The 25,696-nt window shown below is 73.2% G+C and carries 23 protein-coding genes and 1 riboswitch; of the genes, 6 read left to right on the forward strand and 17 right to left on the reverse strand.

Annotated elements, in window-relative coordinates:
- Positions 1 to 18: 18 nt before the first annotated feature.
- Positions 19 to 789 carry a lysophospholipid acyltransferase family protein gene (locus IE294_RS08780; RefSeq protein ID WP_189884116.1) on the reverse strand — a complete coding sequence of 257 codons (771 nt, stop codon included), beginning with the start codon at positions 787 to 789 and terminating at the stop codon, positions 19 to 21.
- Between the two features lie 117 nt (positions 790 to 906).
- Here IE294_RS08780 and IE294_RS08785 point away from each other — a divergent pair, with 117 nt between their 5' ends.
- Entirely contained in the window at positions 907 to 1,686 is a 780-nt protein-coding gene (locus tag IE294_RS08785; RefSeq protein ID WP_189884029.1) for an alpha/beta hydrolase, read from the forward strand.
- Positions 1,679 to 2,308, forward strand: coding sequence for a hypothetical protein (locus IE294_RS08790; protein ID WP_189884031.1), 630 nt, complete (start codon positions 1,679 to 1,681; stop codon positions 2,306 to 2,308). Before IE294_RS08785 ends, IE294_RS08790 begins: the two co-directional genes overlap by 8 nt.
- A gap of 6 nt (positions 2,309 to 2,314) precedes the next feature.
- Here the strand turns inward: IE294_RS08790 and IE294_RS08795 are convergent, their stop codons facing one another.
- The 6 genes from IE294_RS08795 to IE294_RS08820 form a co-directional block, all read right to left on the reverse strand.
- Entirely contained in the window at positions 2,315 to 3,058 is a 744-nt protein-coding gene (locus IE294_RS08795) for an endonuclease/exonuclease/phosphatase family protein (protein ID WP_189884033.1), read from the reverse strand.
- A gap of 103 nt (positions 3,059 to 3,161) precedes the next feature.
- Positions 3,162 to 4,115 carry an ROK family glucokinase gene (locus tag IE294_RS08800; RefSeq protein ID WP_014672213.1) on the reverse strand — a complete coding sequence of 318 codons (954 nt, stop codon included), beginning with the start codon at positions 4,113 to 4,115 and terminating at the stop codon, positions 3,162 to 3,164.
- Between the two features lie 67 nt (positions 4,116 to 4,182).
- Positions 4,183 to 4,671, reverse strand: a complete 489-nt coding sequence (locus IE294_RS08805) for a DUF5304 domain-containing protein (RefSeq protein ID WP_189884036.1) — start codon at positions 4,669 to 4,671, stop codon at positions 4,183 to 4,185.
- Positions 4,672 to 4,727: 56 nt separating this feature from the next.
- The gene (locus IE294_RS08810) at positions 4,728 to 5,900 is read right to left on the reverse strand and encodes an ArsA family ATPase (protein ID WP_189884037.1); all 1,173 of its coding nucleotides are present in this window, start codon (positions 5,898 to 5,900) and stop codon (positions 4,728 to 4,730) included.
- Between the two features lie 44 nt (positions 5,901 to 5,944).
- Entirely contained in the window at positions 5,945 to 6,388 is a 444-nt protein-coding gene (locus IE294_RS08815; RefSeq protein ID WP_189884039.1) for an SRPBCC family protein, read from the reverse strand.
- A 123-nt stretch (positions 6,389 to 6,511) separates the two neighbouring features.
- Positions 6,512 to 7,309 (reverse strand): metallophosphoesterase family protein, encoded by a 798-nt coding sequence (locus IE294_RS08820; RefSeq protein ID WP_189884041.1) that lies wholly within the window; start codon positions 7,307 to 7,309, stop codon positions 6,512 to 6,514.
- 307 nt (positions 7,310 to 7,616) lie between these two features.
- Between IE294_RS08820 and IE294_RS08825 the strand changes: the two genes are divergently transcribed.
- Positions 7,617 to 9,413: an AMP-dependent synthetase/ligase gene (locus tag IE294_RS08825; RefSeq protein WP_189884043.1), complete on the forward strand. Its 1,797-nt coding sequence runs from the start codon at positions 7,617 to 7,619 to the stop codon at positions 9,411 to 9,413.
- Positions 9,414 to 9,450: 37 nt separating this feature from the next.
- Here IE294_RS08825 and IE294_RS08830 read toward each other — a convergent pair whose 3' ends face one another.
- On the reverse strand, positions 9,451 to 11,073 hold the full coding sequence (locus IE294_RS08830; protein WP_189884045.1) for a GMC oxidoreductase: 1,623 nt from the start codon (positions 11,071 to 11,073) through the stop codon (positions 9,451 to 9,453).
- A 50-nt stretch (positions 11,074 to 11,123) separates the two neighbouring features.
- Positions 11,124 to 12,266, reverse strand: coding sequence for a glycosyltransferase family 4 protein (locus tag IE294_RS08835; RefSeq protein ID WP_189884047.1), 1,143 nt, complete (start codon positions 12,264 to 12,266; stop codon positions 11,124 to 11,126).
- A 146-nt stretch (positions 12,267 to 12,412) separates the two neighbouring features.
- Between IE294_RS08835 and IE294_RS08840 the strand changes: the two genes are divergently transcribed.
- Entirely contained in the window at positions 12,413 to 13,648 is a 1,236-nt protein-coding gene (locus tag IE294_RS08840; protein WP_189884049.1) for a glycosyltransferase 87 family protein, read from the forward strand.
- A 90-nt stretch (positions 13,649 to 13,738) separates the two neighbouring features.
- Here the strand turns inward: IE294_RS08840 and IE294_RS08845 are convergent, their stop codons facing one another.
- The 5 genes from IE294_RS08845 to IE294_RS08865 form a co-directional block, all read right to left on the reverse strand.
- Entirely contained in the window at positions 13,739 to 14,926 is a 1,188-nt protein-coding gene (locus IE294_RS08845; RefSeq protein WP_189884050.1) for a hypothetical protein, read from the reverse strand.
- Positions 14,927 to 14,953: 27 nt separating this feature from the next.
- The gene (locus IE294_RS08850; RefSeq protein WP_189884052.1) at positions 14,954 to 15,961 is read right to left on the reverse strand and encodes a C40 family peptidase; all 1,008 of its coding nucleotides are present in this window, start codon (positions 15,959 to 15,961) and stop codon (positions 14,954 to 14,956) included.
- A 238-nt stretch (positions 15,962 to 16,199) separates the two neighbouring features.
- The gene (locus IE294_RS08855; RefSeq protein ID WP_189815690.1) at positions 16,200 to 17,240 is read right to left on the reverse strand and encodes a C40 family peptidase; all 1,041 of its coding nucleotides are present in this window, start codon (positions 17,238 to 17,240) and stop codon (positions 16,200 to 16,202) included.
- A 211-nt stretch (positions 17,241 to 17,451) separates the two neighbouring features.
- On the reverse strand, positions 17,452 to 18,795 hold the full coding sequence (locus IE294_RS08860) for an NYN domain-containing protein (protein ID WP_189884054.1): 1,344 nt from the start codon (positions 18,793 to 18,795) through the stop codon (positions 17,452 to 17,454).
- 46 nt (positions 18,796 to 18,841) lie between these two features.
- A complete protein-coding gene (locus IE294_RS08865; protein WP_189884056.1) occupies positions 18,842 to 19,081 on the reverse strand; it encodes a hypothetical protein in 240 nt (79 codons plus the stop codon).
- Between the two features lie 152 nt (positions 19,082 to 19,233).
- On the opposite strand from IE294_RS08865, the gene IE294_RS08870 reads away from it, so the two are divergent.
- On the forward strand, positions 19,234 to 19,977 hold the full coding sequence (locus IE294_RS08870; protein ID WP_189884058.1) for a rhomboid family intramembrane serine protease: 744 nt from the start codon (positions 19,234 to 19,236) through the stop codon (positions 19,975 to 19,977).
- Complete coding sequence (locus IE294_RS08875) at positions 19,974 to 20,255, forward strand: Lrp/AsnC family transcriptional regulator (RefSeq protein ID WP_014672228.1); 282 nt, start codon at positions 19,974 to 19,976, stop codon at positions 20,253 to 20,255. The genes IE294_RS08870 and IE294_RS08875 overlap by 4 nt, the downstream gene beginning before the upstream one ends.
- Positions 20,256 to 20,267: 12 nt before the next feature.
- Here the strand turns inward: IE294_RS08875 and IE294_RS08880 are convergent, their stop codons facing one another.
- The 3 genes from IE294_RS08880 to trpD form a co-directional block, all read right to left on the reverse strand.
- The gene (locus tag IE294_RS08880; protein ID WP_189884061.1) at positions 20,268 to 22,781 is read right to left on the reverse strand and encodes a serine/threonine-protein kinase; all 2,514 of its coding nucleotides are present in this window, start codon (positions 22,779 to 22,781) and stop codon (positions 20,268 to 20,270) included.
- 51 nt (positions 22,782 to 22,832) lie between these two features.
- Positions 22,833 to 24,194, reverse strand: coding sequence for an aminotransferase class V-fold PLP-dependent enzyme (locus tag IE294_RS08885; protein ID WP_189884063.1), 1,362 nt, complete (start codon positions 24,192 to 24,194; stop codon positions 22,833 to 22,835).
- Positions 24,195 to 24,323: 129 nt separating this feature from the next.
- A riboswitch (SAM riboswitch) is annotated at positions 24,324 to 24,441 on the reverse strand.
- A 73-nt stretch (positions 24,442 to 24,514) separates the two neighbouring features.
- Positions 24,515 to 25,579, reverse strand: a complete 1,065-nt coding sequence (gene trpD / locus IE294_RS08890) for an anthranilate phosphoribosyltransferase (protein ID WP_189884065.1) — start codon at positions 25,577 to 25,579, stop codon at positions 24,515 to 24,517.
- Positions 25,580 to 25,696: the final 117 nt, after the last annotated feature.

The raw sequence follows: 25,696 nt of genomic DNA on the forward strand, positions 1-25,696 counted from the left end.
GTTCCCCGTTGTGCCCGTCTAGGACTCGGCCTGCTCCTCGCCGGCCTTCTCCGCCTCCTTGGCGGCCTTGGCGGCCTTCGCCGCCTTCTCGGCCTTCTCCGCTTCCTTGGCCGCCTTCGCCGCCTCCGCGATCTGCCGCTTGGCGGCGGTCGCGTACATGTCGACGTACTCCTGGCCGGAGAGCTTCATGATCTCGTACATGACCTCGTCGGTCAGCGCCCGCAGCACGAACCGGTCGTGCTCCATGCCCTGGTACCGGCTGAAGTCCAGGGGCTTGCCTATGCGGATGCCGGGCCGCATCAGCTTCGGCACGACCTGGCCGGGCGGCTGGATCTTCTCCGTGTCGATCATCGCCACGGGGATGACCGGGGCACCGGTGGCGAGGGCCACGCGCGCGAGGCCGCCGGGCTTGCCCCGGTACAGCCGCCCGTCGGGCGAGCGGGTGCCCTCCGGGTAGATGCCGAACAGCTCGCCGCGCTCCAGCACCTCTATGCCGCTCTTGATCGCCGCCTCACCGGCGCCGCGCGCCCCGGAGCGGTCCACCGGGAGCTGGCCGACACCCTTGAAGAAGGCGGCGGTGAGCCGGCCCTTCACGCCCGGGGTGGTGAAGTACTCCGCCTTGGCGATGAAGGTGACCTTGCGGTCCAGCACCACCGGCAGGAAGAACGAGTCCGAGAAGGACAGGTGATTACTGGCCAGGATGGCCGGGCCCGTGGCCGGAACGTTCTCCAGGCCCTCCACCCATGGCCTGAAGGCGACCTTCAGCGGCCCTCCGATGGCGACCTTCATCGCGCCGTACAACACCCGTGTGCCTCCTGTTTCCGTCGAACAGACCTTAACCCGGAGTACCGTCAATGAGCCCGACGACCCTGGTCGGTGTCAGTGCGGTCGCGTACGGTGAAGCACATGCCAGTTCTCCCCGGAGCCGAGCCGTACCGCCATGAGGGCGGTGAGGTGGGGGTTCTCCTCTGCCACGGCTTCACCGGCTCGCCCCAGTCGCTGCGCCCCTGGGCGGAGCACCACGCGGCCCACGGCCTGACCGTCTCCCTGCCGCTGCTGCCCGGCCACGGCACCCGCTGGGAGGACATGCAGCTCACCACCTGGCAGGACTGGTACGCGCAGGTGGACCGTGAACTGCGGCTGCTCTCCGAGCGCTGCTCCCGGGTGTTCGTCGCGGGCCTGTCGATGGGCGGGGCGCTGGCCCTGAGGCTCGCGGCCCGGCACGGCGAGCGGGTCGCGGGTGCGGTGGTCGTCAACCCGGCCAACAAGGTGCACGGCCTGTCGGCGTACGCCCTTCCGGTGGCCCGGCACCTGGTGCGCACGACGAAGGGCATCGCCAGCGACATCGCGAAGGAGGGCGCGGCCGAGCTGGGTTACGACCGGGTGCCGCTGCACGCGGCGCACTCGCTGCGGGTGTTCCTGCGCCGGCTGGACGGCGAGCTGCCCCAGGTCACGCAGCCGTTGCTGCTGCTGCGCAGCGCCCGGGACCATGTCGTCCCGGCGGCCGACTCGGCGCGGGTGCTGAGCCGGGTGTCGGCCGCGGACGTCACGGAGATCGTGCTGGAACACAGCTACCACGTGGCGACGTTGGACAAGGACGCGGACCGGATCTTCGAGGAGAGCCTCGCCTTCATCGGCCGGCTCGCACCCAGTGTCGGCAAGGAAGGGACGGCCGCAGTTGGCTGAGCACGACTCCGACCGTGAGGACCGCGAGGGCCGCGAGGACCGCGAGGGCCAGGGCGGCCACGAGGCCCGGGAGCCGGACCGGCAGGAGGTGCCGTTCGACGAGGACGCCGCCTGGCGCGCCATCGTCGCCGGGTACGGCGACGAGCCGCCGGACCCGCCGGGCACCCGGCCCTTCAAGCCGGTCGAGGATCTGGCGCTGCTGGAGAAGAACGTGGCGAAGGACCAGGAGGACGAGTCCCGCGGTGAGCCGGAGGACTCCGCGGACCGGCAGCCCGCCCGGCCGCTGGGCGGCTCGGTCTCCTTCGCGCCCGCCATCGGCCCGCGGGACCACACGCCGCCCGAGCCGTCCGACGACGACTTCGACGAGGACGACGAGGGCCACTTCGTGCCGCCGGAGCCGCCCCCGCTGCCGACCTCGGACACGACCGCCAGGTTCGCCTGGCTCGGCGTGGTCGGCGGCCCGGTCCTGCTCCTGCTGGCGGTGCTGCTCGGCTGGGACATGACCTGGTGGCTGGCGACCCTCGGCATCGGCGGCTTCCTCGGCGGCTTCGTGACGCTGGTGACGCGGATGCGGACGGACGACGAGGAGGACGACGACCCGGGGCGCGGCGCGGTGGTCTGAGCCGGCTCAGGCCGGGATCCTGAGGGCGGCGAGGACCGGGAGGTGGTCCGTGGCCGCCCTCAGGTCCGCCTCGCGCACGCCCGGCTGGTCCAGGGGCACCCCGCAGCCCAGCACCTCGATGCCCTTGGTCGCGAAGACCGCGTCGATGCGCTGGCGGGGGTCGGCGGGCGTGGAGGTGAACTCGCCGCCCCAGGGAGCGGTCGTACGGCAGTCCTGGAGGGTCTCGGCGAGCCGGCGGAAGGTACGGCCGTCGGGGCCCTCGTTGAGGTCGCCGCCCGCGACGGCGTGCTCGACACCGAGTCCGGCGAGGCGGTCGAGGAGCAGGCCGCCCTGCTCGTGGCGCTCGTCCCGCTGGAGCGACAGGTGGCAGCTCAGCACGCCGAGGCGGGTGGCGCCGAACCGGACCACCGCCGTGGCGAAGCCGCGCCGGTGGAGGCCGGGGGTGAGCGGGAGGAGGACGTCCTCCGTGCGTTCGACGGTGGCGCGCAGGGAGCACAGGATCGCCGGTCCCGCCGCCGTGGCGCCGCCGGTGAGGATGACCTGGCCGGAGGCCGCGGCGAGCCGCGCCAGCTTCTTGCGCCAGCGGAAGAAGCGGGGGGCCTCCTGGACGAGGACCAGGTCGGGGGCGCAGGCGGTGATGACCCTCGCCAGGGCGTCCGTGTCGTCGCGCAGCGAGCGGATGTTGTAGCTCAGGACGCGGATGACCGCGGAACCGTCGGGCTCTGTTGCGGAGTCGGGGAGCAGCGCCATGTGGATCAATGTACGCCCAGTGGGCCGGGGCGCGAGGTGCGTGGGTGACCGCCGCGGCTTCGTGGCCGGTCGCGCAGTTCCTCGCGCCCCCTGGTGACGCTTCCTACATGATCGGGTCGGGTTCCCGGGCCAGGTCCGCCGCGCCCACCATGCCCGCCTTGTTGCCCAGCTGGGCCGCGATCACATCGGCGACCGGACGCCAGTTGCCGCCGACCAGCCAGCGCTTGTAGGACTTGCGGATGGGGTCGAGCACCAGCTCGCCCTCGTCGGACAGGCCACCGCCGACGATGAAGGCGGACGGGTCGAAGAGGGAGGCCAGGTCGGCGAGGCCGGCGCCGGCCCAGCGGGCCAGCTCGCGGTAGGAGTCCACGGCGACGGGGTCGCCCTGGCGGGCGGCCATGGAGATGTGCTTGCCCTCGATGCCCTCCGGGGTGCCGTCGCCCAGCGAGAGCAGCAGCTCGGCATTCTCCGGGGTGGCGTTGGCGCGCTGCTTGGCGTAGCGGACCAGGGCGCGGCCGGAGGCGTACTGCTCCCAGCAGCCCTGCGAGCCGCAGCCGCACAGCAGGCCGTCCGGCACCATCCGGATGTGGCCGAACTCGGCGGCCACGCCGAAGTGGCCGCGGCGCAGCTTGTTGCCGATGATGATGCCGCCGCCGAGGCCGGTGCCGAGCGTGATGCAGATGACGTTGCGGTGGCCCTTGCCGGCGCCGAACTTGTACTCGCCCCAGGCGGCGGCGTTGGCGTCGTTCTCGACCACGACCGGGAGGCCGGTGCGCGCCTCGACCTTCTCCTTGAGCGGCTCGTTGCGCCAGTCAATGTTCGGCGCGAAGTACACCGTGGAGCGCTGCCGGTTGACGTAACCGGCCGCGCCGATACCCACGCCGACGATCTCGTGCCCGGCGCGCGCGCCCTCCACCGCCGAGGCGATGGCGTCCACGATGGCCTCGGGCGTGGTGGGGGTCGGCACCTTGAAGGTCGAGAGGATGTTGCCTTCCTCGTCGACCACGCCGGCCGCGATCTTCGTGCCGCCGATGTCGACGCCGATGGTGAGTCCCATGAATCCCTCAGTTTCGGTCGAGCCCCGCTACGGCCAACCGTACCCGAGGCCCTGCCCTGCGAGGGTTTCAGTCCAGGTCGATGCGTTCTCCTGGGCCGGTGCCCTCGCCCGGGTCGCGCGGGTCCTTCCGGTCCCGCGCCGGGTCGGCCGTGCCGGTGGTCCAGCGGCGCTCCTGGGCCTGGACGGCGGAGCGGTAGGCGGCGAGCAGTTCGCCGCCGGCCGCGGCCAGGTGGTCGAAGACGTCCGGGTTGCGGTCTATGACGGGCTCGACGGCGGCCTTCGCCTGCTGGACGACCTGCCGCACCACCTGCTGGGCGGCGGGTCCGGCGAGGCCGCCGAGGAGCGGTGACTGGAGGCCGGCCAGCTTGTCGGCCACCGTGTCCACGAGCTTCTTCAGTTCCTCGGCCGCCGAGCCCGGCGGCGGGCCGTGCTCGGCGCGGCGGCGGGCCTGCTCGGCGGCGAGGTCCTCGGCGGCGGCCGTGGCCCAGGCGTCGGCGTCGGTCGCCTTCGCCGGCTCCTCCGGGGAAGGGTCGGGTGCGGGAGGCTCTTCGCTCATGGCGGCTCCTGACTACGGTTCGCCTTTACGACGTTACCCGAACGGGCGCATCCGGTTCACCGTCCGGCGGCGGGCCACAGATCGGGGTCCGGGGCGAACCGGATGCGCAGCTCGCCGTCCCGGAGCCCGGCGCCGGCGACGGTGCAGCGGCGCAGGGCGGAGGGCAGCGCGACGATCCGGCGGAACGGGCCCGCGGTGATCAGGAGTTCGTCGCCGCGCCGGACGAGGTCCAGCTCGTCCCGTATCGCGCCGGGCAGCGGGAGGTGCCAGACGAGCACGCCGTCCTCCGCGAGCCGGTCGGCGACGGGCCACCCGACCGGGGTGGTCGCCGGGTTGACGGCGGGCACGGCGAGGGCGGTGAGGTCGTCCGGGCCGTGCGGGTCGTGGCCGAGGTGCGGGACGGGGTGGACGTCGTACGACTCCCGCCAGTCGGCGAGCGTCTTGCGCTGCTGGGCCAGCAGCGAGGAGAGCCAGCTGTCGGGGGCGGTCTCGGGCAGGGCGCGGTTGGCGATCAGGGACTCGGTGCGCAGGGCGCGCAGGGCGAGGCCGAGGGTGGCGGCGCGGACGGCGTCGGCGCCGGCCGGGCCGGGCTCGGCGACCAGGCGTACGGCGGTGTTCCGGTCGGTGAGGACGGCCTCGACGGCGGCGAGTTCGACGTCCCAGCGGGCCGCCGTCTCGTAGAGCCAGTCGGCGGGCATGGGGACGCCGGCGAGCCGGCCGAGGACCGGGCGCAGGGCGCGGGCGGCCTGCCGTTCGGGCGGCAGGAGGCGGCGCAGGTAGCGGCGCAGTTCCTCGGGCAGGGCGAGCAGGGCGAGGGCCTGCGGGAGGGGCGGGAGGTCGACGACGAGGAGGTCGTACCGCTCGGACAGGGCCGCGTCCCGCAGCGCGCGCAGGAAGGACAGTTCCTCCGCGCCGGGCAGCGGGGTGACCTCCTCGGCGTCCAGGCGGGCGGCGCCGAGGAGGTCGAGGACGTTCGCGGCGCGGGTCTGGAAGGCGGTGAGGTCCTGGCGGAAGCGTTCGGCGGCGTCGGGCCGCCAGGCGCTGAGGTGCTCGGTGACCTCGGCGGGGACCGGTCCTGTCGCGGTGCCCAGGGCCGCGCCCGGGGTGTCCGTGCGGTCGGCGCTCAGCAGGAGGGTGCGGTGGCCCTCGCGGGCGGCTTCGAGCGCGGTGGCGGCGGCCACGGTCGTACGACCGCTGCCGCCGGGGCCCGTGATCAGGATGGTGCGCATGACGGTGAACGGTACCGTCGTGCGCGGGAGGCGGACGGAGGTGTCTACTTCTCCCCCGACTCCACCCTCTTCTTCAGACCCGCCAGTGCCCGGTCGATGATGACCTTCTCCGCCTTGCGCTTGATCATGCCCAGCATGGGGATCTTGACGTCGACCGTGAGCTGGTAGGTGACCTCGGTGGCGCCCGCGCCGGCCGGCTTCAGGAGGTAGGAACCGTCGAGGGAACGGAGCATCTGGGACTTGACGAGGGTCCAGGAGACCTCGTGGTCGCCGGTCCAGGTGTAGGCGAGGGTCTGGTCGTCCTTGATGGCGCCGGCGTCCATGACGAGGCGTACCTGTTCGGCGCGGCCCCGCCCGTCCGTGGCGAGGACGTCCGCCTCCTTCACCTCACCGGTCCAGTCCGGGTAGCGCGCGAAGTCGGCGATCACCGCCATGACGTCGGCCGGAGCCGCCTCGATCGTGATGCTCGAACTGGTGTGTTCCGCCATCGCGGTGGCTCCTCCAGATGCGGGCCGGGTGGGAGAGGTTCGTGTGCGCCGGGCTGCGCACGTGTGTGCAGCGTGAAGGCTACCGCGCCGCCGGCCTGCCGCCTTCACCGCGCCTGCCGGAGCTCACCATTCGAGTGTCCAGGGGGTGCCGGTCCCGGCGAAGTGCCCCACGTTCACGCACTCGGTGGCGCCGATCCGCATCCGGCGGACCAGCGGCTGGTGCACGTGCCCGAACAGGGCGTACCGGGGCCGGGTGCGGCGGATGGCGTCCAGCAGGGCCCGGCTGCCCCGCTCGAAGCGGCGGGCCACGGTGTCGTAGACCAGTTCGGGCACCTCCGGGGGGATGTGGGTGCACAGGACGTCGACCTCGCCGACGGCCTCGATCTTCGCCGCGTACTCCTCGTCGCTGATCTCGTACGGGGTCCGCATCGGGGTGCGCAGGCCGCCGCCGACGAAGCCGAAGGTCCACCCGCCGATCTCCGCCCGCTGGCCGTCGAGGACCGTGGTGCCGGGCCGGGCGTACTCCGGCCAGAGCATCGGCATGTCGACATTGCCGTAGGTGGCGTACGTCGGGGTGGGGAACGCGGCGAACAGCTCGGCGTACTGCTTGCGCACGGCCTTCTCGATGGCCGTGGCCCGGTCGGCGTCGATCCCCGCCCACAGCCGGGCGCCGAACGCGCGGGCCTCCTCGAACCGGCGGGCGGTGCGCAGCTCGACGATGCGGTCGGCGTTCTCCTTGCCGAACAGGTCCGGGAAGATGCCGCGCGCGTGGTCGGCGTAGTCGAGGAAGAGGACGAGGTCGCCGAGGCAGACCAGGGCGTCGGCACCGTCGCCGGCCCGGGCCAGGTCTCGGGCGTTGCCGTGCACGTCGCTGACCACATGGACGCGGGTCCGCCGGGTGCCGGAACGTGTGGATGCCATGGTGATCAAGCGTAGGCGCGTGCGGTCCGGGTGAACAGTGCCGGTCCGGCCTGCGGTTACTCGCCGGTCGGTTAGGCCGTGGACTACTGTGCGCGAAGGAACGCCCACGTGTGTGACGCAGCGAACATCTCGCCGGGACCCCCTGTCGTAGAAGCCATACCGGCGGGTAACGTCCGGGCAGTCCAGTCGTGCTCAGGATTTCAACATGTGAATCCTCATGTTGTTCCGGAGCACCTGCCCGAGCCTTGGACCGCACCGTCGCATCGCACAACGTCGTGGCGTCGGCGCCCTATGAGGAGCAGCAGCCTTGCGCGAGTTCAGCCTTCCGGCTTTGTACGAGGTCCCCGCGGACGGGAATCTGACCGACATCGTCCGCAGAAACGCCGCGCAGCATCCCGACGTCGCCGTGATCGCCCGCAAGGTGGGGGGTGGCTGGCAGGACGTGACCGCCCGGGAGTTCCTCGCCGAGGTGCGCACGGCCGCCAAGGGTCTCATCGCCTCCGGGGTGCAGCCGGGCGACCGGGTGGGCCTGATGTCGCGGACGCGCTACGAGTGGACGCTGCTGGACTTCGCGATCTGGAGCGCGGGCGCGATCACCGTGCCGGTGTACGAGACCAGCTCGCCGGAGCAGGTGCAGTGGATCCTGTCCGACTCGGGCGCCACCGCCTGCGTCGTGGAGCTGGACAACCACGTGGCGGCCGTGGAGGCGGTGCGCGAGTCGCTGCCCGCGCTGAAGCACGTCTGGCAGATCGAGGCCGGGGGCGTCGCGGAGCTGGGCCGGCTCGGGCAGGACGTGTCGGACGCGACGGTGGAGGAGCGCAGCTCGCTCGCCAAGGCCGACGACCCGGCGACCATCGTCTACACCAGCGGCACGACCGGGCGCCCCAAGGGCTGCGTCCTCACCCACCGCAGCTTCTTCGCCGAGTGCGGCAACGTCGTGGAGCGGCTGCGCCCGCTGTTCCGCACCGGCGAGTGCTCCGTCCTGCTCTTCCTGCCGCTCGCGCACGTCTTCGGGCGGCTGGTGCAGGTGGCGCCGATGATGGCGCCGATCAAGCTGGGCTGCCTCCCGGACATCAAGAACCTCACCGACGAACTGGCCGCGTTCCGGCCGACGCTGATCCTCGGTGTGCCGCGGGTCTTCGAGAAGGTCTACAACGCGGCGCGGGCCAAGGCGCAGGCGGACGGCAAGGGCGCGGTCTTCGACAAGGCGGCGGACACCGCGATCGCCTACAGCAAGGCGCTGGACAGCCCGTCGGGCCCGTCGTTCGGCCTGAAGCTGAAGCACAAGGTCTTCGACAAGCTGGTCTACGGCAAGCTGCGCGCGGTGCTGGGCGGCCGGGGCGAGTACGCCATCTCCGGCGGCGCCCCGCTGGGCGAGCGGCTCGGGCACTTCTTCCGGGGCATCGGCTTCACGGTGCTGGAGGGCTACGGCCTGACCGAGTCCTGTGCGGCGACCGCGTTCAACCCGTGGGACCGGCAGAAGATCGGCACGGTCGGGCAGCCGCTGCCCGGCTCGGTGGTGCGGATCGCCGACGACGGCGAGGTGCTGCTGCACGGCGAGCACCTGTTCAAGGAGTACTGGAACAACCCGGGCGCGACGGCGGAGGCGCTGGCCGACGGCTGGTTCCACACCGGTGACATCGGCACCCTCGACGAGGACGGCTATCTGCGGATCACCGGCCGGAAGAAGGAGATCATCGTCACGGCGGGCGGCAAGAACGTGGCCCCCGCGGTGATCGAGGACCGGATCCGGGCGCACGCGCTGGTCGCGGAGTGCATGGTGGTGGGCGACGGGCGGCCGTTCGTGGGCGCGCTGGTCACCATCGACGAGGAGTTCCTGGGCCGCTGGTGCGCCGAGCACGGCAAGCCGGCGGGCGCCACCGCGGCGTCGCTGAAGGACGACCCGGATCTGCTCGCGGCGATCCAGGAGGCCGTGGACGACGGCAACGCCGCGGTGTCGAAGGCGGAATCGGTGCGGAAGTTCCGCATTCTGCCCTCCCAGTTCACGGAGGAGTCGGGCCACCTCACCCCGTCGCTGAAGCTCAAGCGGAACGTGGTGGCGAAGGACTACTCGGCCGAGATCGAGGCGATCTACGCCAAGTGAGGGGCGGCCCTCCACGCCCGGTGACCCGGGCGGTGCCTCATGGCGCGGTGTCCTCGGCGAGGACCCGCGCCATGGTGCGTTCGGCGAGGGCCGTGATGGTGACGAAGGGGTTCACGCCGATCGACCCGGGGACGAGCGAGCCGTCGGTGACGTACAGCCGTGGACAGCCCTTCACCCGCCCGTAGGCGTCGGTGGCCCTGCCCAGCACGCAGCCGCCGAGCGGGTGGTAGGTGAAGTCGTCCGCGAAGACCTTGTCGCCGGAGCCGAACAGGTCGTGCCGGTAGATCGTCGCGTTGGCCGCGTTGATCCGGTCGAACAGCTTCTTGGCCATGCCGACGGAGACGGCGCTCTGGGCGGCGGTCCAGCCGAGCCGCACCCCGCCGGAGGAGGCGTCGTACGAGAACGTCGCCCGCTCGGGGTTCTTGGTGATCGCGAGGTACAGGCTGATCCAGTGCTCGAAGCCCATGGGCAGCGGGGCGATCTCCGCGAAGACCGGGTTGTCGGCGTTGGCCCAGTCGTCGATGCCCATGACGGGCATGGTGGCCTGGTCGGCGCCGACGGTGTCCCACAGGTGGTTGGCGCGGCCGAGCATGGTGTTGCCGTTGGTGCCCCAGCCGGCGCCCACGGCCGGGTCGAGGTCGGGCAGGGTGCCGGTGTCCCGGGCGCGGACGAGGAGTTCGGTGGTGCCGAGGCTGCCGCCGCCGAGGAAGAGGTACGTGCAGCCGTACTGCCTGGTCTCCACGACCGCGCCGGTGTCGTCGATCCGGTCGGCGGTCAGGACGTACGAACCGTCGCTCGCCCGGGTGACCGACGTGACCTTCTCCAGGGTGTGGATCGTGACGTTGCCGGTGCCGAGGGCGGCGGCCAGGTAGGTCTGGTCGAGGCTGCGCTTGCCGTGGTTGTTGCCGTAGATGACCTCGCCGGCGAGCGCGGACTTCTCGGCCGTACCGGCGGCTTCGCGCCGCATGTGGCCGAAGTCGTAGACGTTGGGGACGAAGGTGGTCTTCAGGCCGGCGTTGGCGGCGGCCTTCCGGGAGGTCCGGGTGAACCGGTACCACTCGGTCGACTCGAACCAGGCGGGGTCGACGGAGTTGACGCCGAGCATGGCGCGGGCGCGCGGGAACCAGGTGCCGTACATCTCGTCGGCGTCCACGGCCGGGAACTGCTCGGTGAAGTAGGACCGGGGCGGGGTGACCGCCATGCCGCCGTTGACCAGGGAGCCGCCGCCGACGCCCCGGCCGACGTAGACGGACATGTGGTCGTAGTGCACGCGGTCCAGGACGCCCGGGTAGGGGGTGATGGCCCTGTTCACCACGTCCAGCCAGAGGAACGTGGCGAGCGGGGCCTCGGTGCGGGTGCGGAACCACATGGAGCGCTGGTCGGGGGCGGTGGTGGAGCAGAACACCTTGCCGTCGGGGCCGGCGGTGTTCCACAGCCGGCCCATCTCCAGGACGAGCGTGCGGATGCCGGCCTGGCCGAGACGGAGGGCGGCGACCGCGCCGCCGTATCCGGAACCGACCACGATCGCGGGGGAGTTGTCGACGGCGGCCGGTTCGACGGCCCGCGCGGACTGGAGACCGATACGGGTGAGACCGAGGGTGGCGGCGGTTTGCAGTGCGGCCACCCCGAGGATGTGACGCCTCGTCAGTTTTGCTGTCATGCGGGCAGCATCGGCGGATTTTCGGGTTCCGCCCAGAGTGCCGGCACGATTCAGAGCAACGTCTTCAGCCGCTCCGCCAGCAGGTCCCAGCGCCACCTCTCCTCCACCCACCGCCGGCCCCGCTCCCCCATGCGGCGGCGCAGTCCGGCGTCGGCCAGCAGGGCCACGATCCGTTCGGCGGTCTGCTCCACCGAGCCGCCCCGGACCACCCAGCCCGTCTCGCCCTCCAGGACCGCGTCCGGGGCGCCGCCCGAGTCGCCCGCGACGACCGGCAGGCCGGTCGCCGACGCCTCCAGGTAGACGATGCCGAGGCCCTCCACGTCCAGGCCGCCGCGCCGGGTGCGGCAGGGCATCGCGAAGACGTCCCCGGCGCCGTAGTGCGCGGGCAGCTCGGACCAGGGCACGGCGCCGGTGAAGCGCACCGAGCCGGCGACCCCCGTCTCGTGGGCGAGGCGGCGCAGGTCCTTCCCGTACGGTCCGCCGCCGACGATCAGCAGCACGGCGTCCGGCTCGGCGGCCAGGATGCGGGGCAGGGCCCGGATCAGGGTGTCCTGGCCCTTGCGCGGGACCAGCCGGGAGACGCAGACGACCACCGGGCGGTCGGTGAGCCCGAGCCGGGCGCGGACCTCGTCGCCGCCGGAGGCCGGGTGGAAGGTCTTCTCGTCGACCCCCGGCGGCAGCTGTGCCATCCGCGAGGCCGCCTGGGGCGTGAGGGCGGTCGCTATCCGGGAGCGGGTGTACTCGCCGAGGTAGGTGATCGTGTCCGTGGACTCGCCGATCCGGCGCAGCAGCTGCCGGGCGGCGGGGAGCTGGGCCCAGCCGGCCTCGTGGCCGTGGGTGGTGGCCACCAGCCGCTCGGCGCCGGCCTTCCGGAGCACCGGCGCCATCAGGCCCAGCGGTGCCGCCGCGCCGAACCACACGGACGTGCACCCGTGCTCGCGGAGCAGCCCGACCGCCCGCCGGGTGGCCCGCGGGGTGGGCAGCAGCATGGTCGTACGATCGCGCACGACGGTGAAGGGCTGCTCGGCGTCGAAGGCGGCGGTGGCCTCGGCGCCCTCCCGGCCGCGCTTCCAGGTGGAGGCGTAGAGGACCAGCCGGCCGGGGTCCAGGCGCAGGGCCATGTTGTGCAGGAAGGCCTGGATGCCGCCCGGCCGGGGCGGGAAGTCGTTGGTGACGATCAGGGTCTTGTGCATCGCCGCCGACCCTACCGAACGGGGCGTTCGAGGTCGGGCGCGGCCGAGCCTGTGGCATGCGCACAGGTGTGCACGACATCATGGACGCTCGCAGCGGATGCGAACGGCACGGCGATCGACGCGGGAACCGGACGGCAGGGGATCAGGTGGAGACGAAGGGTGCCGGGCGGTCCCTGGCATGGCTGCTCGCGACCTGGGCCGTCACCCGTGCGCTGCTGCTGCTGTTCGTGTTCCGGGTGTTCGCGTTCCCGGGCCCGGACGTCACCTCGGACGTGTCGGTGATCTACCGCGGCTGGTACGAGGTCCTGCGTCAAGGAACGTTTCCGCTGGACGACGTGACCTGGCAGTACCCGCCCGCCGCGGCCCTCCCCGTCCTCTCCCCCGGCGTCCTGCCCTTCCTGTCGTACGCGCACGCCTTCTTCGTGCTGGCCTGCCTCGCCGACGCCGTCGTGCTGGCCCTGCTGCGGTACGCGGGCGGACGGCCGGACCGGTCGCCGCGCGGGGCCTGGGTGTGGGTGGCGGGCGTGCCGCTGCTCGGGCCGACGGTGTACGCCCGCTACGACGTGATGGTGACCGCGGTGGCCGTGGCGGCGCTGCTGGCCGGGACCCGGCACCCGCGGGTGATGGGCGCCCTGACGGCCTTCGGGGCGCTGCTGAAGGTGTGGCCGGCGCTGCTGCTGGTCGGTGCCGTGCGGCGGCGGGCGTGGGCGGCGGCGGTGGTGACCGCGGCGGGTCTCGCGCTGCTGTTCGCGGTGTCCATGCCGGGCGCCTTCGCGTTCCTGACCTTCCAGCGGGACCGGGGCACCGAGGTGGAGTCGCTGGGCGCCCTGGTCTTCCACGTGGCCCGGCACTTCGGCTGGCGGGGCGAGGTGCTGCTGAACTACGGCTCGATCGAGTTCCTGGGCCCGCACGTCGACCAGGTCAGCACGGCCGCGCTGGCGCTGACCGGGGCCGCGTTCGGCTGGCTGCTGCTGTGGCGGCTGCGCGCGACCCGGTTCGCGCCGCACACCCTCGCCGACGCGGCCCTGACGGCGGTGCTGCTGTTCACGGTGACCAGCCGGGTGATCAGCCCCCAGTACCTGGTGTGGCTGATCGGCCTGGCCGCGGTGTGCCTGTCGTACCGGGCGAGCCGCATGGGACCGCCCGCGCTGCTCTGCCTCCTCGCGTCCTTCGTGACGGTCCTGGAGTTCCCGCTGGGCTTCTCGCACGTGGTGACGAGCGACTGGTACGGGGTCACGCTGCTGGTGGTGCGCAACGGCCTGCTGGCCGCGGCCACGGTCACGGCGGCCCGCCGGCTGTGGCGCGCGACCGCCCCGCCGTCCGCGGCCACCCCCTTCCCGCCCCGGACCAGCCCCGCGACACAGACCCCGGTGTCCTCCTGACGCCGGGCGGCCAGGGCGGTCGTACGGCCGCCTGCCCCCGCCGGGTGCCGTCCCCGACCGGGCGGGGACGCGCCGAGCAGGCCGCCGTGGTCAGCCGAGGCGGGTCGTGATGTAGTCGCGCCAGCGCGTGGTGAACTCCCCCGGTGTCGTCCCGAGCACCTTCTCCAGTGCCTCCCGCACCGCGCCCGCCCGCTTCCCGTGGGCGCCGACGGCCCGGTAGAAGGCGGCGAGCCGGTCCGCGCCCCACCGCTCGGCGATCATCCGGCAGGCCAGCCAGCCGCCCTCGTAGGCCCGCGCGAGCCGGCTCGGCTCGCGGGTGAAGGCGAAGGCCTCGTCGCCGGGGAGCGCCTCGGGCGCCTCGCCGTCCCGGACGGTCCGGGCCAGTTCCGGCGCGATCTCGGCCGGGGTGCGGCCGGTGCCCAGATAGCCGATCCAGTCGGCGTAGCCCTCGGAGAGCCACAGCGGGGTGGCGGCGGTGGTGTCCGCCCGGGTGGCGACATGGGTCGTCTCGTGGGTGAGGACGACCTGTTTGCCGGCGTCCCCGAGCACGGCGTACGCCTCCGGGTTGACCAGCACCCGGTCCGCCGGCGACCGGCCGGAGCCGCCCGACTCGCCCGTGGTGACGGCCGCGATGCCCCGGTAGTCGGCGGCGGGCGAGCCGAGCAGCGCCGCCATGCCCTCCAGGGACGGGGGGACGAGTACGACGATCCGGCGGCTCCAGTGGCGGCCCCACGCCCCGGAGACGGCGGGGACCGCCCGGTCGGCCAGCCGCGCGTACGGCCGCAGGCCCGCGGCGGACCCCCCGGCGCCGAGCACCAGGCTGTGCGCGCCCTTGACGGCGGTCACCGTGCCCTGGTCCCACAACTGCTGCCCGGCCTTCCGGGCGGGCTTGTCGGCGGTGACGTACCAGTGGCCGTCGGCCGCGCGGCCCAGGGTGAGGGTGCGGCGGGCGTCGACGGGGCCCCCGTCGTAGCCGGCGACGCGGTAGCGCAGGTCGGCGTCGGCGGTGGCGCCCGAGGGGGTGCGGCGCAGGGTGGTGACCCGGTAGCTCCAGGAGGACAGCGGGAGGGCACGCAGCCGGGTGTACTCGGTGCGGGTGCCGGTCGCGCCGTACGCCGTCTCGTCGTGGCCGAGCAGGGCCGCCGCGCGCCGGTCGAGCAGCCGCTGCACCTCGGCCCGCGCGGAGTCGGTCACCGTGTGCCCGCCGCACCCGGCCAGCGGCAGCAGCAGGGCGAGCCCCACGGCCCCGATCTCCCACGCCCGCCTGCGACCAGCCATTTCCCGATCGTACGGCGAGGAGGGCGGTCAGGGCCGGGTGACCGAGGAGACCGGCATCATCCCGACCGGGTCGTAGCGCACCGGAGCACCGGGATAGGGGGCGTGGATGACCTGGCCGTTGCCGGCGTACATCGCCACATGGCTGGCGTCGGAGCGGTAGACGACCAGGTCACCTGGGCGGGCCTGGGAGAGCGGCACCCGCCGGCCGGCGAACCGCTGCTCCTGCGAGGTGCGCGGCAGATGGACCCCGGCGTGCGCGTACGCCCATTGCATCAGGCCCGAACAGTCGAAGCCGGAGGGGCCGTTGGCGCCCCACACATAGGGCCGGCCGAGGGCGGAGCGGGCGGCGGCCAGGGCGGCGGCGGCGCGGCCGTCCGGGGCGGGCACACCGCTCAGGCCGGGCAGGGCGGCGCGGCCGTCGCGGGAGGCCCGGTGGTAGGCCGCGCGGTCGGCGGCGGGCAGGGCGTCGATCAGCCGCCGGGCCCGGGCGAGCTTGCGCTCCACGGTCCGCTTGTGCGCGGCCACGGCCTCGCGGCTCCTCTCCAGCTCGGCGAGCTTCCCGGCCGCCTCCGCCCGCTCCTGGGCGAGGTCGCGCAGCGCCGACTGCAACTCCCCCAGCCGGCGGGCCTGCCGGGCGCCGATGCGGTCGAGCGTGGACGCCTTGTCCAGGTAGTCGTCGGGGTCGGCGGAGAAGAACAGGGCGACCGTCGGGTCGAGGCCACCGGAGCGGTACTGGGCACCGGCCAGCGAACCGAGCTGCTCCCGCAGGTCGTTGACGCGCTGCTGCTGCCGGGCGATGTGGTCCTGGGCGTCCCGGACCTCCCGGCGCAGCCGGCCGGCGCGCTCGTCGGCCTTGTCGAAGGCCTGGGTCGCCTTCTCGGCCTCCTCGTACAGGCGGTCCACCTCGGCCCGGGTGTCGGCGCCCGGCGCGGCCTGCGCCGGTACGGCGCCGAGCGCGGCGGCGGCCGACAGCACGCACAGGGCGACGGCACCCCGGTCGAATCCGGACGGGGCAAGGCGACGATGGGACCCCACGGCAGTCCTCACTGCTGGCGGACACAGACCGTTTCCCCGGCGCCTGGGGACGGGGAGGCCCCGGCGCCGGGGAAACGCGGCAGACAGTAGCCGTGCGGACGGGCCGGGGCCAAAGACCCCGGAGTCAACACAGACTGACGCCCCGCCGCTGACGCAGGTCACCGGCGGGGCGTGGAGTCAGTTCCGGTCCCCGGGATTCGCCCGTTCGGGCGCCATCGTGTCCGTGTGTCGCCGGGTGTCAGACCCGGACGCCGAACATGAACGGGCCACCGATGGTCGTCATCGACTCGTACCGGACGACCGTACCGGTGCGCGGGGCGTGCAGGATCTGGCCGCGGCCCGCGTAGAGGCCGACGTGGTGCAGGTCGTTGAAGAAGAAGACCAGGTCGCCGACCTTGAGGTCGCTCTGGTTGTAGATCCTCGTGCCGATCTGCGACTGCGCCTCGGAGGTGCGCGGGATGGAGACGCCGGCCTGGGCGTAGGCCCAGGAGGTCAGGCCCGAGCAGTCGAAGGAGGAGGGGCCGGTGGCGCCGTAGACGTAGGGAGAGCCGAGCCGGGTCTGGGCGGCGGAGAAGGCCGCCTGGGCGAACCCGGAGCCGGGCGGGGTGTCGCCGAGGTCCACGCGCTCGGTGGAGGAGCGGTTGGCGCGCTGCTGCTCCTCGGCGAGCTGCGCCTTCTCCTTGGCGGTGAGGGAGTTCAGGAGCTTCTGCGCCTCGGCGAGCTTGCTCTGGACTTCCTTCTTCTTGTTGCCCAGCTCGGTGCGGGTGGCGGAGAGGTCCTTGAGCTTCTCCGTCGCCTCGGCCCGCTCCTGGGCGAGTTCGCGCTGTTTGTCCTGGATCTTCTTCAGCGCGTCGACCTGCTGGCTGCTCAACTGGTCGAGCGTGGACGCCTTGTCGAGGTAGTCGTCCGGGTTGGACGACAGGAAGAGCTGGACCGAGGCGTCGATGCCGCCGGAGCGGTACTGGGCGGTGGCCAGCGAACCCAGGCCGTCGCGCAGCTTGTTGAGCTCCTCCTGGCCGCGGGCGACGCTGTCCTGGATGGTGGAGATCTCCTTTTGCAGCTTCTGCTGCTTCTCCTTGGCGCCGTTGTACTTCTCGGTCGCCTGCTCGGCCTGCTCGTAGAGCTTGTCGACCTTCGCCTTGACCTCGTCCTTGCCGAGCTTCTCGCTCGGCGCGGCGTTGGCGGCGTTGGCGCTGAGCGCGACGGCAGCTGCGGCAGCGGTGGTGAGCACGGTCACACGGGTGCGGCTCGGCTGCTTGGGTCGACGGTGGGACGCCACGGAGGACGAACTCCTTCTTGTGAGTGATCACCCGTTCGGAGGTTCGAGCCCAGACCCTAGTGACCTCGTTGTGATCAGTTCAAATCCCACAGCGAAAAATCTCGTCACAGAGTGCATTCTTTGCACACAACTCACGTGCAGTGAGAGCCGGTTGACGCTACGTTGCGTGACGATACGGCCAATTCGGGCATCGACTACGCCCGTTGGACCTTCAGGACAGTCGCTTCAGAAGCACCGCAGAGGCCACCGGTCGGGCACCCGCCTTCGCGACCCCGTCGGCCACCTCGCGGTCGGTGGAGGCGACGATGACCGGACGCCCCGGCGGCTCCGCGCGCACCAGCTGGCGGATCAGCTCGTCCGCCGTGACGCCCGGCTTGGAGAACAGCACCCGCACCCCGCGCGGCGGCGCGAGCAGCACCGGCGCGGCCAGTTCGGCGCCGTCGAAGACACACGTCACCTCGGCCCCGGTCTGCGCGGCGAGCGCGGAGAGCTGCCCCAGCAGCCGCAGCCGCTGCTTCTCCAGCGGCATCTGCGGATAGCCGGTCTTGGTCACGTTGTAGCCGTCGACGACCAGATGCGCCTGCGGCAGGGCGAGCAGTTGATCGAGAATGGCCGGATCGTTCTCCGACAGGGCGCGCGCCGCGATGTCCTTCGGCGTCATCCGGCCCGGTTCGACCGCGTCCACCGTCTCGGCCGGACGCACGGACACCGGGGGCAGGGCCAGTTCGCGCCGCAGCCCCTGGGTCGCCTCCAGCAGGGTGTCCAGCAGCAGCCGTACCCGCATGTCCTCCACGCTGCGGCCCTCCCGGGCCGCCCGGCGGGTGGCCTCCAGCGTGGCCTCGGCCTCGCCCAGGCGGGTTCTGAGCCGCCGGGACTCGCTCTCCGCGGCCGACACCTGCGCCTGCGCCTCGGCGCGTACGGCGTCCGTCTCGCCCTGCGCCTTGCGCAGCGCGGCCTCGCCCCGCTTGACGTCGCTGAGGGCGGCGCGCAGCTTGCGGTGAAGCGATTCCGCTTCCTTCTTCGCCGATTCGAGCTCCGCGCGCAGCCGCTCGGTCTCGGCGCGGGTGTGGTCGCGGGCCTGCGCCAGCTCCGCGCGCAGCCGCTCCAGCTCGGCCCGGTTCTCCTCGTCGGCGCGCTCGGCGTGCGCGCGCTGGGCCTCCTCGCCGGCCGCGGTGACCAGCTTCACCCAGCCCGCCGGGCGCAGCACGTAGGCCGCGGCCGCCACGTCGAGCGGGTCCGCGGCCGGGGGCGGTGAGCCGGCGTCGAGGGCACCGGCGAGTTCCGGCTGCGCCTCTCTGAACCGCTCCCCGATCCGCTGCCGGAACACGGCATCGGTCTCCAGCGCCGCCGCCATCGCGTTCCCGGCGAACTTCGCCCGGCGATTGGGGGCGAACCGGGCGTACTGCCTGAGCTGGGCGGGCAGTTCGGCCACGGTCAGCCCGCCGAAGCCGTCCGACACGATCTGCACGACCCGCTTGCGCACGCCGTCGGGCAGCGGACGGTCAAGCACCTCAGCGGTGCCGTCGCCCGGCCCCCCGCCTGCGGTCTCCACCATCCGTCACACCCCAATACCGGAATAAGCCTCTCCGGGGCCGCTCCGCTCAGGAGCCGGCGCCCGGCCTGTCCACGAGTTCCACCTGGTCCACCGCGTTGCACCAGCGGCAGCGCACCGATTCGATGGTCTCACTGACCACCTCGCACTCCTCCACCGTCGGCTCGCCCGCCAGGTCGAGGTGGACGTACTCGACGACCTTGGACGAGCGGGTCACGTCGAAGCGCGTGAGGTTGCCGCACAGGGTGCAACGCCATCGTGTCGTGGCCGTCGGCAGCGGAACCGTCATGGTGACTGTTCTCTTCCTTCTCGTATCGGTCCGCGCCGTCCCCCGACGCGTGTGGCCGTAACCCTACGGCCTGGTGGGTGCCCGCCGCCCGTCCGTCCACGGCGGCGAGGCGGTCTGTCAGCAAGCGTCCCGTTACGTCATGCTCTGTAGTCATGATCAGCACCTGGAGCACGGCGGCCGGCAGGACACTCAGAGCGGTCCGGGGCGCCTCGGCACCGATGACGTACGGCCTCATCGTCCTGTGCGGTCTGGTCTTCGCCCTCGGCCCGGCCTCCGGGCTGGTCCCCGGGTACGGCTCCGGGGACGCGCTGCTCGCCGCGCAGCGGACGTACTTCCGGCACTGGGGCGTGGTCCCGGCCGAGCTGTTCGACGGTCCGGCCGGGGCCGCGCTCACCCCGGCCACCGCGCTGTTCGTGCACGGCAGCTGGGTGCACCTGCTCGGCAACATGCTCTTCCTCTTCGTCTTCGGGGTGATGACCGAGGAGCGGATGGGCCGGGTGGAGTTCACCCTGTTCTACGTCGGCTGCGGCTACCTCGCCCTGCTGGGGTACGCGGCGGCCAACGCGGCCTCCGAGCAGTCGCTGGTCGGCGCCTCCGGGGCGGTCTCGGCGGTCCTCGGAGCGTTCCTCTACCTTTTCCCCCGGGCCCGTGTGACCAGTCTCCTGCCGTTCCTGTTCTTCCTGCCGCTGCGCTTCCCGGCCTGGGTGGTGCTGCCGTCCTGGGCGGCCCTCCAGTGGCTGGCGGCGGGGCGCGCCTCCGACGGCCCCGGGGTGGCGTATCTGGCACACCTGGTGGGGTTCGGGCTGGGGTTCGGTTACGCGTGGGTGCGTTATGGCCGTACAGCTAGAGTGAAACCCTCCGCAGCTCCGGTCACCGAGGGAGAGAGACAGCCGTGATCACCGCGATCGTCCTGATCAAGACCAGCGTGGACCGGATCCCCGAGATCGCGGAGCGGATCGCTTCGCTGGATTCGGTGAGCGAGGTCTTCTCCGTCACCGGTACGTACGACCTGATCGCGATGGTCCGGGTGCGGGAGCACGAGGATCTCGCCGAGATCATTCCGGGGCGGATCAGCAAGATCCCCGGGGTGGAGGCCACGGACACGCACGTCGCGTTCCGCACCTACTCCCAGCACGACCTGGAGGCCGCGTTCGCGATCGGCCTCGACAACTAGGACCAGGGGGAGCTAGGCGCTCACGTCCACCGCGGCGATCCCGGTGCCCGAGGGGACGTAGAGCCGGCCGCCGCGCACGACCGGGGTGTGCTGGTCGTCGCCCGCGTCCCGGCCCACGACCGCGTTCCAGCGCTTCTTCCCGTTCAGGTCCAGGGCGCAGACCTTCTCGCCCGCATGCGCGTACACGGTGTCACCGGCCACCACCGCGCGGGGATCGGCCGAGCCGCCCTCGAAGCCGTGCGTCCAGGCACGGGAGCCGTCGGCCGCCCGGACGGCGTACACGCCGCCCTGTTCGGTGCCGACGGCCAGGGTACGGCTGCCCCCGGTCAGCGTCCCGCCGTTGTCCTCCTGGCGCCACAGCCGTCGGCCGTCCGAGATGCGGAAGCCCTGGAGTTCGGCGGCGGAGTCCGTGAACACGGTGGTGCCCGCCAGGGCGACGGCGGTGGCGTCGGTGCCCGCGGACACCTGCCACCTGCGCGAACCGTCCCGCGCGTCCAGCGCCAGCAGGACGTCGCCGTAGCTGCCCGTGCAGACCGTCCCGCCCGAGACCAGCGGGGCGCCGGTGGGGCCGGCCAGGGTCTTGGCGGTCCACTTCTCGCTGCCGTCGGAGGCGTAGCAGCGCAGCCCGCCCGTGTTCGTGCCGCCGACGGAGACGAGGACGTCCTGGCCGAGCAGGACGGGGACGTCGTACCGCTGGTCGCCGAGGGTGCGGGTCCACAGCGGGCTGCCGGACGGGCTCACCGCGGTCAGCCGGCGCGCGTCCTCGGAGTGCAGGCCCACCACGCAGTACACGGCGTCCCGGGTGGCCACGGGGGTGGAGACGTCATCGCCGAGCCGGACCTTCCAGCGCTTGGAGCCGTCCCGGGAGATCGCGTGCAGCACGCCGCCGGAGGTGCCCGCGTAGACGACGGAACCGTCCGGGGAGAGCGCGCAGCAGGCCCCGTCCAGGCCGCCGATCCCGCCGAGGTCGTACTGCCAGCGCAGCACCGCCGCCCCCGACGGGGCCGATGGGCTGTCGCTGCCGCCACTGCTCTCGCTACGGAACCCGTACTCCCACAGCCCACCGCCGACCCCGGCCCCGGCCCCGGCCCCGGCGACGGCTCCCCCGGCGAGGGCCTTGAGGAGCCGGCGCCGACCGGGAGCCACGGCGCCCAGTCGGCGGCCTGGGGCGCCGGAGTCGACGGAGATGACCGCCCCGGCCGAGCCGCCGGGGGTGCCAGGGGTGCCAGGGGTGCCAGGGGTGACGGAATCGGTCGGGGCCGCCACGGCCGAGTCACCGGGGGCGGCGGAGTCCTCCGGGGGCGCAGGGGCCACCGGGCCCAGCGGGGTACCGGGGGCAGCCGAGCCCGCCGGGGTGGCGCGGTCCGCCGCGTCGGTCGCGGTGGCACGCGTAGCCGAGCCCTCCAGCTCCGCACGGGCCCCCGAGCCGCTCCGGGTCGCCGCCACGGCCGAGCCACCGGGGGCGGCGGAGTCCTCCGGGGGCGCAGGGGCCGCGGAGCCGAGCGGGGCGTCCGGGGCGGCCGAGTGCGCCGGGGTGGCATGGTCCGCGGGGTCGGTCCAGGTGGCGCGGGTGGTCGAGTCCGCCGGGCCGGCGGGGTCGGTGGCGGTGGGGTGGGGGGCCAGGTACTCCACGCCGCTGGGGCGGTCGTCCGGGGCGGGGCGGGGCCGGGACGCGGGGCCGTACCAGCCCGGGCGGACGGCGGCGCGCAGGGTGTCCGGGGCGAACCCGGCGCTCGCCACCACCTCCGCCGGCTGCGGGCGCTCCAGCGGGTCCTCGCGCAGACAGGCCGTCACCAGCGGGCGGATGTCCTGCGGCACGCCGGACAGGTCGAAGTCGCGGGTGAGGATGCGCAGCAGGACCACCGAGTCCTGGCCCTCCCCGAACGGCTCCCGGCCGGCCGCCGCGTACGCGAGGACCGCGCCCAGGGAGAAGACGTCGCTGGGCGGGCCGACCTGGCCGCCGTTGCGGATCTGCTCCGGCGAGACGTAGCCGACCGAGCCGACGACCGCGCCGGTGCGGGTCAGCGCGGTGGCCTCCAGCGCCCGGACGATCCCGAAGTCGATGACCCGGGGCCCGTCCGGGCCCAGCAGGATGTTCGACGGCTTCAGGTCCCGGTGGACCAGCCCCTTGGCGTGGATGGCCGCCAGCGCCTCGCCGAGCGCGGCGGCGAGGATCCGGACCGCGGGGCGCGGCAGCGCGCCGTGGTCCAGGATGGCGTCCCGCAGGTTGGGTCCGGAGACGAACTCCGTTGCCATCCAAGGCCGTTCGGCATCGGTGTCGGCGTCCACGACCCGCGCCGTGTAGGTGTCCGCGCCGCCGACGGTCTGGGCGGCGCGGACCTCGTGGCGGAAGCGGGCGCGGAAGGTGCGGTCCTCGGCGTGCTCGGCCCGTACGACCTTCACCGCGAGCCGCAGCCCGGTGCGGGACTCGGCGAGGTAGACCTCGCCCATGCCGCCCGCTCCCAGTCTGTGCGTGGTGGCGTACGGGCCGATGTGGCGCGGATCTGTGGCACGCAGCGGCTGCACTGACGGGGTCCCCCTGTCCGACGTGGTGTCAAGGGGAGGTTATAGCGCCGTTCAGACCGCGGGCACGCAGCGGCCGTCCTCCGTGCGGTACTGCCACTTCGCGCCCTCCGTCACCAGTTCCCTGACGGCGTTGACGAAGCGCTCCACGTGCTCGTCCGGCGTGCCCGCGCCGAAGCTGACGCGGATGGCGTTGAGGGACTTCTCGCCCGGGGCCGCCTCGGGGGCGCCGCACTCGCCCTGGGTCTGCGGGTCGCTGCCGAGCAGGGTGCGGACCAGGGGGTGGGCGCAGAAGAGGCCGTCGCGGACCCCGATGCCGTACTCGGCGGAGAGCGCGGCGGCGAAGTGCGAGCTGTTCCAGCCCTCGACGACGAAGGAGATGACGCCGACGCGCGGGGCGTCGTCGCCGAAGAGGGACAGCACGCGCACCTCGGGCACCTCGGCCAGGCCCTCGCGGACCTTGGCGATCAGGTGCTGTTCGCGGGCGACGAGGGTGTCCCAGCCGGCCTCGGTGAGGGCCTTGCAGGCGGAGGCGATGGCGTAGGCGCCGATGACGTTCGGGGAGCCCGCCTCGTGCCGGGCCGCGGTCTCGTGCCACTCGACGGCCACGCCGCCGTCCTGGCGCCGGGTGACCTTGCGGCTGGCGCCGCCGCCCGCGAGGTACGGCTCGGCCGCCTGGAGCCAGTCGGCGCGGCCGGCCAGGACGCCGGAGCCGAAGGGGGCGTACAGCTTGTGGCCGGAGAAGGCGACCCAGTCGACGTCCAGGTCACGCAGGTCCACCGGGTGGTGCGGGGCCAGCTGGGCGGCGTCCAGGACGATGCGGGCGCCGTGGGCGTGCGCGGCGGCGGCCAGTTCACGCACCGGCCACAGCTCGCCGGTGACGTTGGAGGCGCCGGTGACGCAGACCAGGGCCGGGCCGTACGGGTCACGGCCGGCGAGGGCCCGCTCCAGGGTCTGCACCGCCTGCCGCGGGGTGCGCGGGGCGTCGAGGCAGGTGACCCGCGCGTCCTGCCAGGGCAGCAGGGAGGCGTGGTGCTCGGTCTCGAAGACGAAGACCTCGCAGTCGGCCGGGATCACCCGGGCCAGCAGGTTGAGGGAGTCGGTGGTCGAGCGGGTGAAGATCACCTGGTCGGCCGGGCGGCAGCCGAGGAACTCGGCGACCGTCTTGCGGGCGTTCTCGAACAGGTCGGTGGAGAGCTGGGAGAGGTAGCCGGCGCCGCGGTGGACACTGCCGTAGTACGGGGCGTACGCGGCGACGTCGTCCCAGACGCGCTGGAGGGCGGGGGCGCTGGCCGCGTAGTCCAGGGCGGCGTAGCTGACTTCGCCGCCGGTGACCAGCGGAACGGTGACATCTCGCCCCAGAACGGGCAGAGGGGTGCAAACGGACTGGTCGGCGGCAGCGGTGGAGACGGACATGGCGGAACTCCCGTGAGAGGAAGGCGAAGAGAGAAAAAGGGGTGTGCGGAGGCGGGGCTCTGCGGCCCTAACGCATTCGCTTGCTCACGGAGGACTCCCTCGAACGACCAGGACCCCTGGTGTGTGAGGGGTCCGCGCTTGCCGTAGGCCTTGCTGCCGTACGACCTGGTCTTCACCCGGGGCACCCCGCCACGGACGGAGGGTTGCCGGACAGTCGGCCGGGGCCTCATGACTGTCACTCATGACCTGGTACAGGAACGTACTGAAGTGATCGTCGTCCCGCAACCCGTGTCCGGATCGCGGGACGACTCCCGGGGGCGTCAGGCGTTGCTGACGGCCACCCAGCGGTCCAGGGTGCGCTTGGCCGCGCCCGAGTCGATCGACTCCGCGGCCCGCGCCATGCCCGCGCGGATCTGCTCGGTGAGCGGCGCGTCCGCCGGCTCCAGGGCCACCAGCGCCGCCGCCGAGTTCAGCAGGACGGCGTCCCGTACGGCCCCCCTCTCGCCGTCCAGCAGCCGGCGGGCGACCGCCGCGTTGTAGGAGGCGTCGGCACCGCGCAGGGCGTCCACGGGGACGAGGTCGATGCCGGCCTCGCGCGGGTCGAAGACCTCCTCCGTGACCTTGCCGTCCCGGACCACCCACACCCGGGAGGTAGCGGTGACGGTCAGCTCGTCCAGGCCGTCGTCGCCCCGGAAGACCAGCGCGGAGTTGCCGCGCTCGGCGAGGACACCGGCGACGATCGGCGCCATGCGGGGATCCGCGACCCCGACGGCCTGCGACCGCACCTGCGCGGGGTTGGTCAGCGGGCCCAGCACGTTGAAGGTGGTCCGGATGCCCAACTGGCCGCGCGCGGCGGCGACATGACGCAGGGACGGGTGGAACCGCACCGCGAAGCAGATGGTGATGCCGGCCTCCTCGGCCACCTCGGCCACCCGCTGCGGGGTCAGGTTGAGGTTGACGCCCAGCTTCTCCAGGACGTCGGAGGAGCCGGAGGCGGAGGACGCGGCGCGGTTGCCGTGCTTGACGACCTTCGCCCCCGTGCCCGCGACGACGATCGAGGACATGGTGGAGATGTTCACCGTCTTCGCGCCGTCGCCGCCGGTGCCGACGATGTCCACGGCCGGGCCGGGCACCTCGATGACGTTCGCGTGCGCGTACATCGTCCGGACCAGTCCGGTGATCTCCTGGACCGTCTCGCCCTTGGCCCGCAGCGCCACCATGAACCCGGCGATCTGCGCGTCGGTCGCCTCCCCGCGCATGATCAGGTCCATCGCCCAGGCGGTGTCGTCGGCGGACAGGTCCCGGCCGTCCAGCAGACCGTTCAGCAGGGCGGGCCAGGAGCGGCCCGCCGCGGTGTCGCCTCCAGCGGGGGTCACAGCGCTCATCAGCCGCTCCTTGAACAGGTTCCTGCTACGTCGTACACCACCCTATCCAGCCGGGCGGCACGGCGAAGGGCCCCGTCCGGGTTGCGGACGGGGCCCTTCGGCGTGGCGTGGCGACGC

Source organism: Streptomyces canarius (genome assembly GCF_014650735.1).
In the GTDB taxonomy this organism is placed as follows: domain Bacteria; phylum Actinomycetota; class Actinomycetes; order Streptomycetales; family Streptomycetaceae; genus Streptomyces; species Streptomyces olivaceoviridis.

Coding starts and splice junctions, on each gene's coding strand:
- IE294_RS08780 (WP_189884116.1), bottom strand. CDS start 789: ATGAAGGTCGCCATCGGAGGGCCGCTGAAGGTCGCCTTCAGGCCATGG.
- IE294_RS08785 (WP_189884029.1), top strand. CDS start 907: ATGCCAGTTCTCCCCGGAGCCGAGCCGTACCGCCATGAGGGCGGTGAG.
- IE294_RS08795 (WP_189884033.1), bottom strand. CDS start 3,058: ATGGCGCTGCTCCCCGACTCCGCAACAGAGCCCGACGGTTCCGCGGTC.
- IE294_RS08800 (WP_014672213.1), bottom strand. CDS start 4,115: ATGGGACTCACCATCGGCGTCGACATCGGCGGCACGAAGATCGCGGCC.
- IE294_RS08805 (WP_189884036.1), bottom strand. CDS start 4,671: ATGAGCGAAGAGCCTCCCGCACCCGACCCTTCCCCGGAGGAGCCGGCG.
- IE294_RS08810 (WP_189884037.1), bottom strand. CDS start 5,900: ATGCGCACCATCCTGATCACGGGCCCCGGCGGCAGCGGTCGTACGACC.
- IE294_RS08815 (WP_189884039.1), bottom strand. CDS start 6,388: ATGGCGGAACACACCAGTTCGAGCATCACGATCGAGGCGGCTCCGGCC.
- IE294_RS08820 (WP_189884041.1), bottom strand. CDS start 7,309: ATGGCATCCACACGTTCCGGCACCCGGCGGACCCGCGTCCATGTGGTC.
- IE294_RS08830 (WP_189884045.1), bottom strand. CDS start 11,073: ATGACAGCAAAACTGACGAGGCGTCACATCCTCGGGGTGGCCGCACTG.
- IE294_RS08835 (WP_189884047.1), bottom strand. CDS start 12,266: ATGCACAAGACCCTGATCGTCACCAACGACTTCCCGCCCCGGCCGGGC.
- IE294_RS08845 (WP_189884050.1), bottom strand. CDS start 14,926: ATGGCTGGTCGCAGGCGGGCGTGGGAGATCGGGGCCGTGGGGCTCGCC.
- IE294_RS08860 (WP_189884054.1), bottom strand. CDS start 18,795: ATGGTGGAGACCGCAGGCGGGGGGCCGGGCGACGGCACCGCTGAGGTG.
- IE294_RS08865 (WP_189884056.1), bottom strand. CDS start 19,081: ATGACGGTTCCGCTGCCGACGGCCACGACACGATGGCGTTGCACCCTG.
- IE294_RS08870 (WP_189884058.1), top strand. CDS start 19,234: ATGATCAGCACCTGGAGCACGGCGGCCGGCAGGACACTCAGAGCGGTC.
- IE294_RS08885 (WP_189884063.1), bottom strand. CDS start 24,194: ATGTCCGTCTCCACCGCTGCCGCCGACCAGTCCGTTTGCACCCCTCTG.
- trpD (WP_189884065.1), bottom strand. CDS start 25,579: ATGAGCGCTGTGACCCCCGCTGGAGGCGACACCGCGGCGGGCCGCTCC.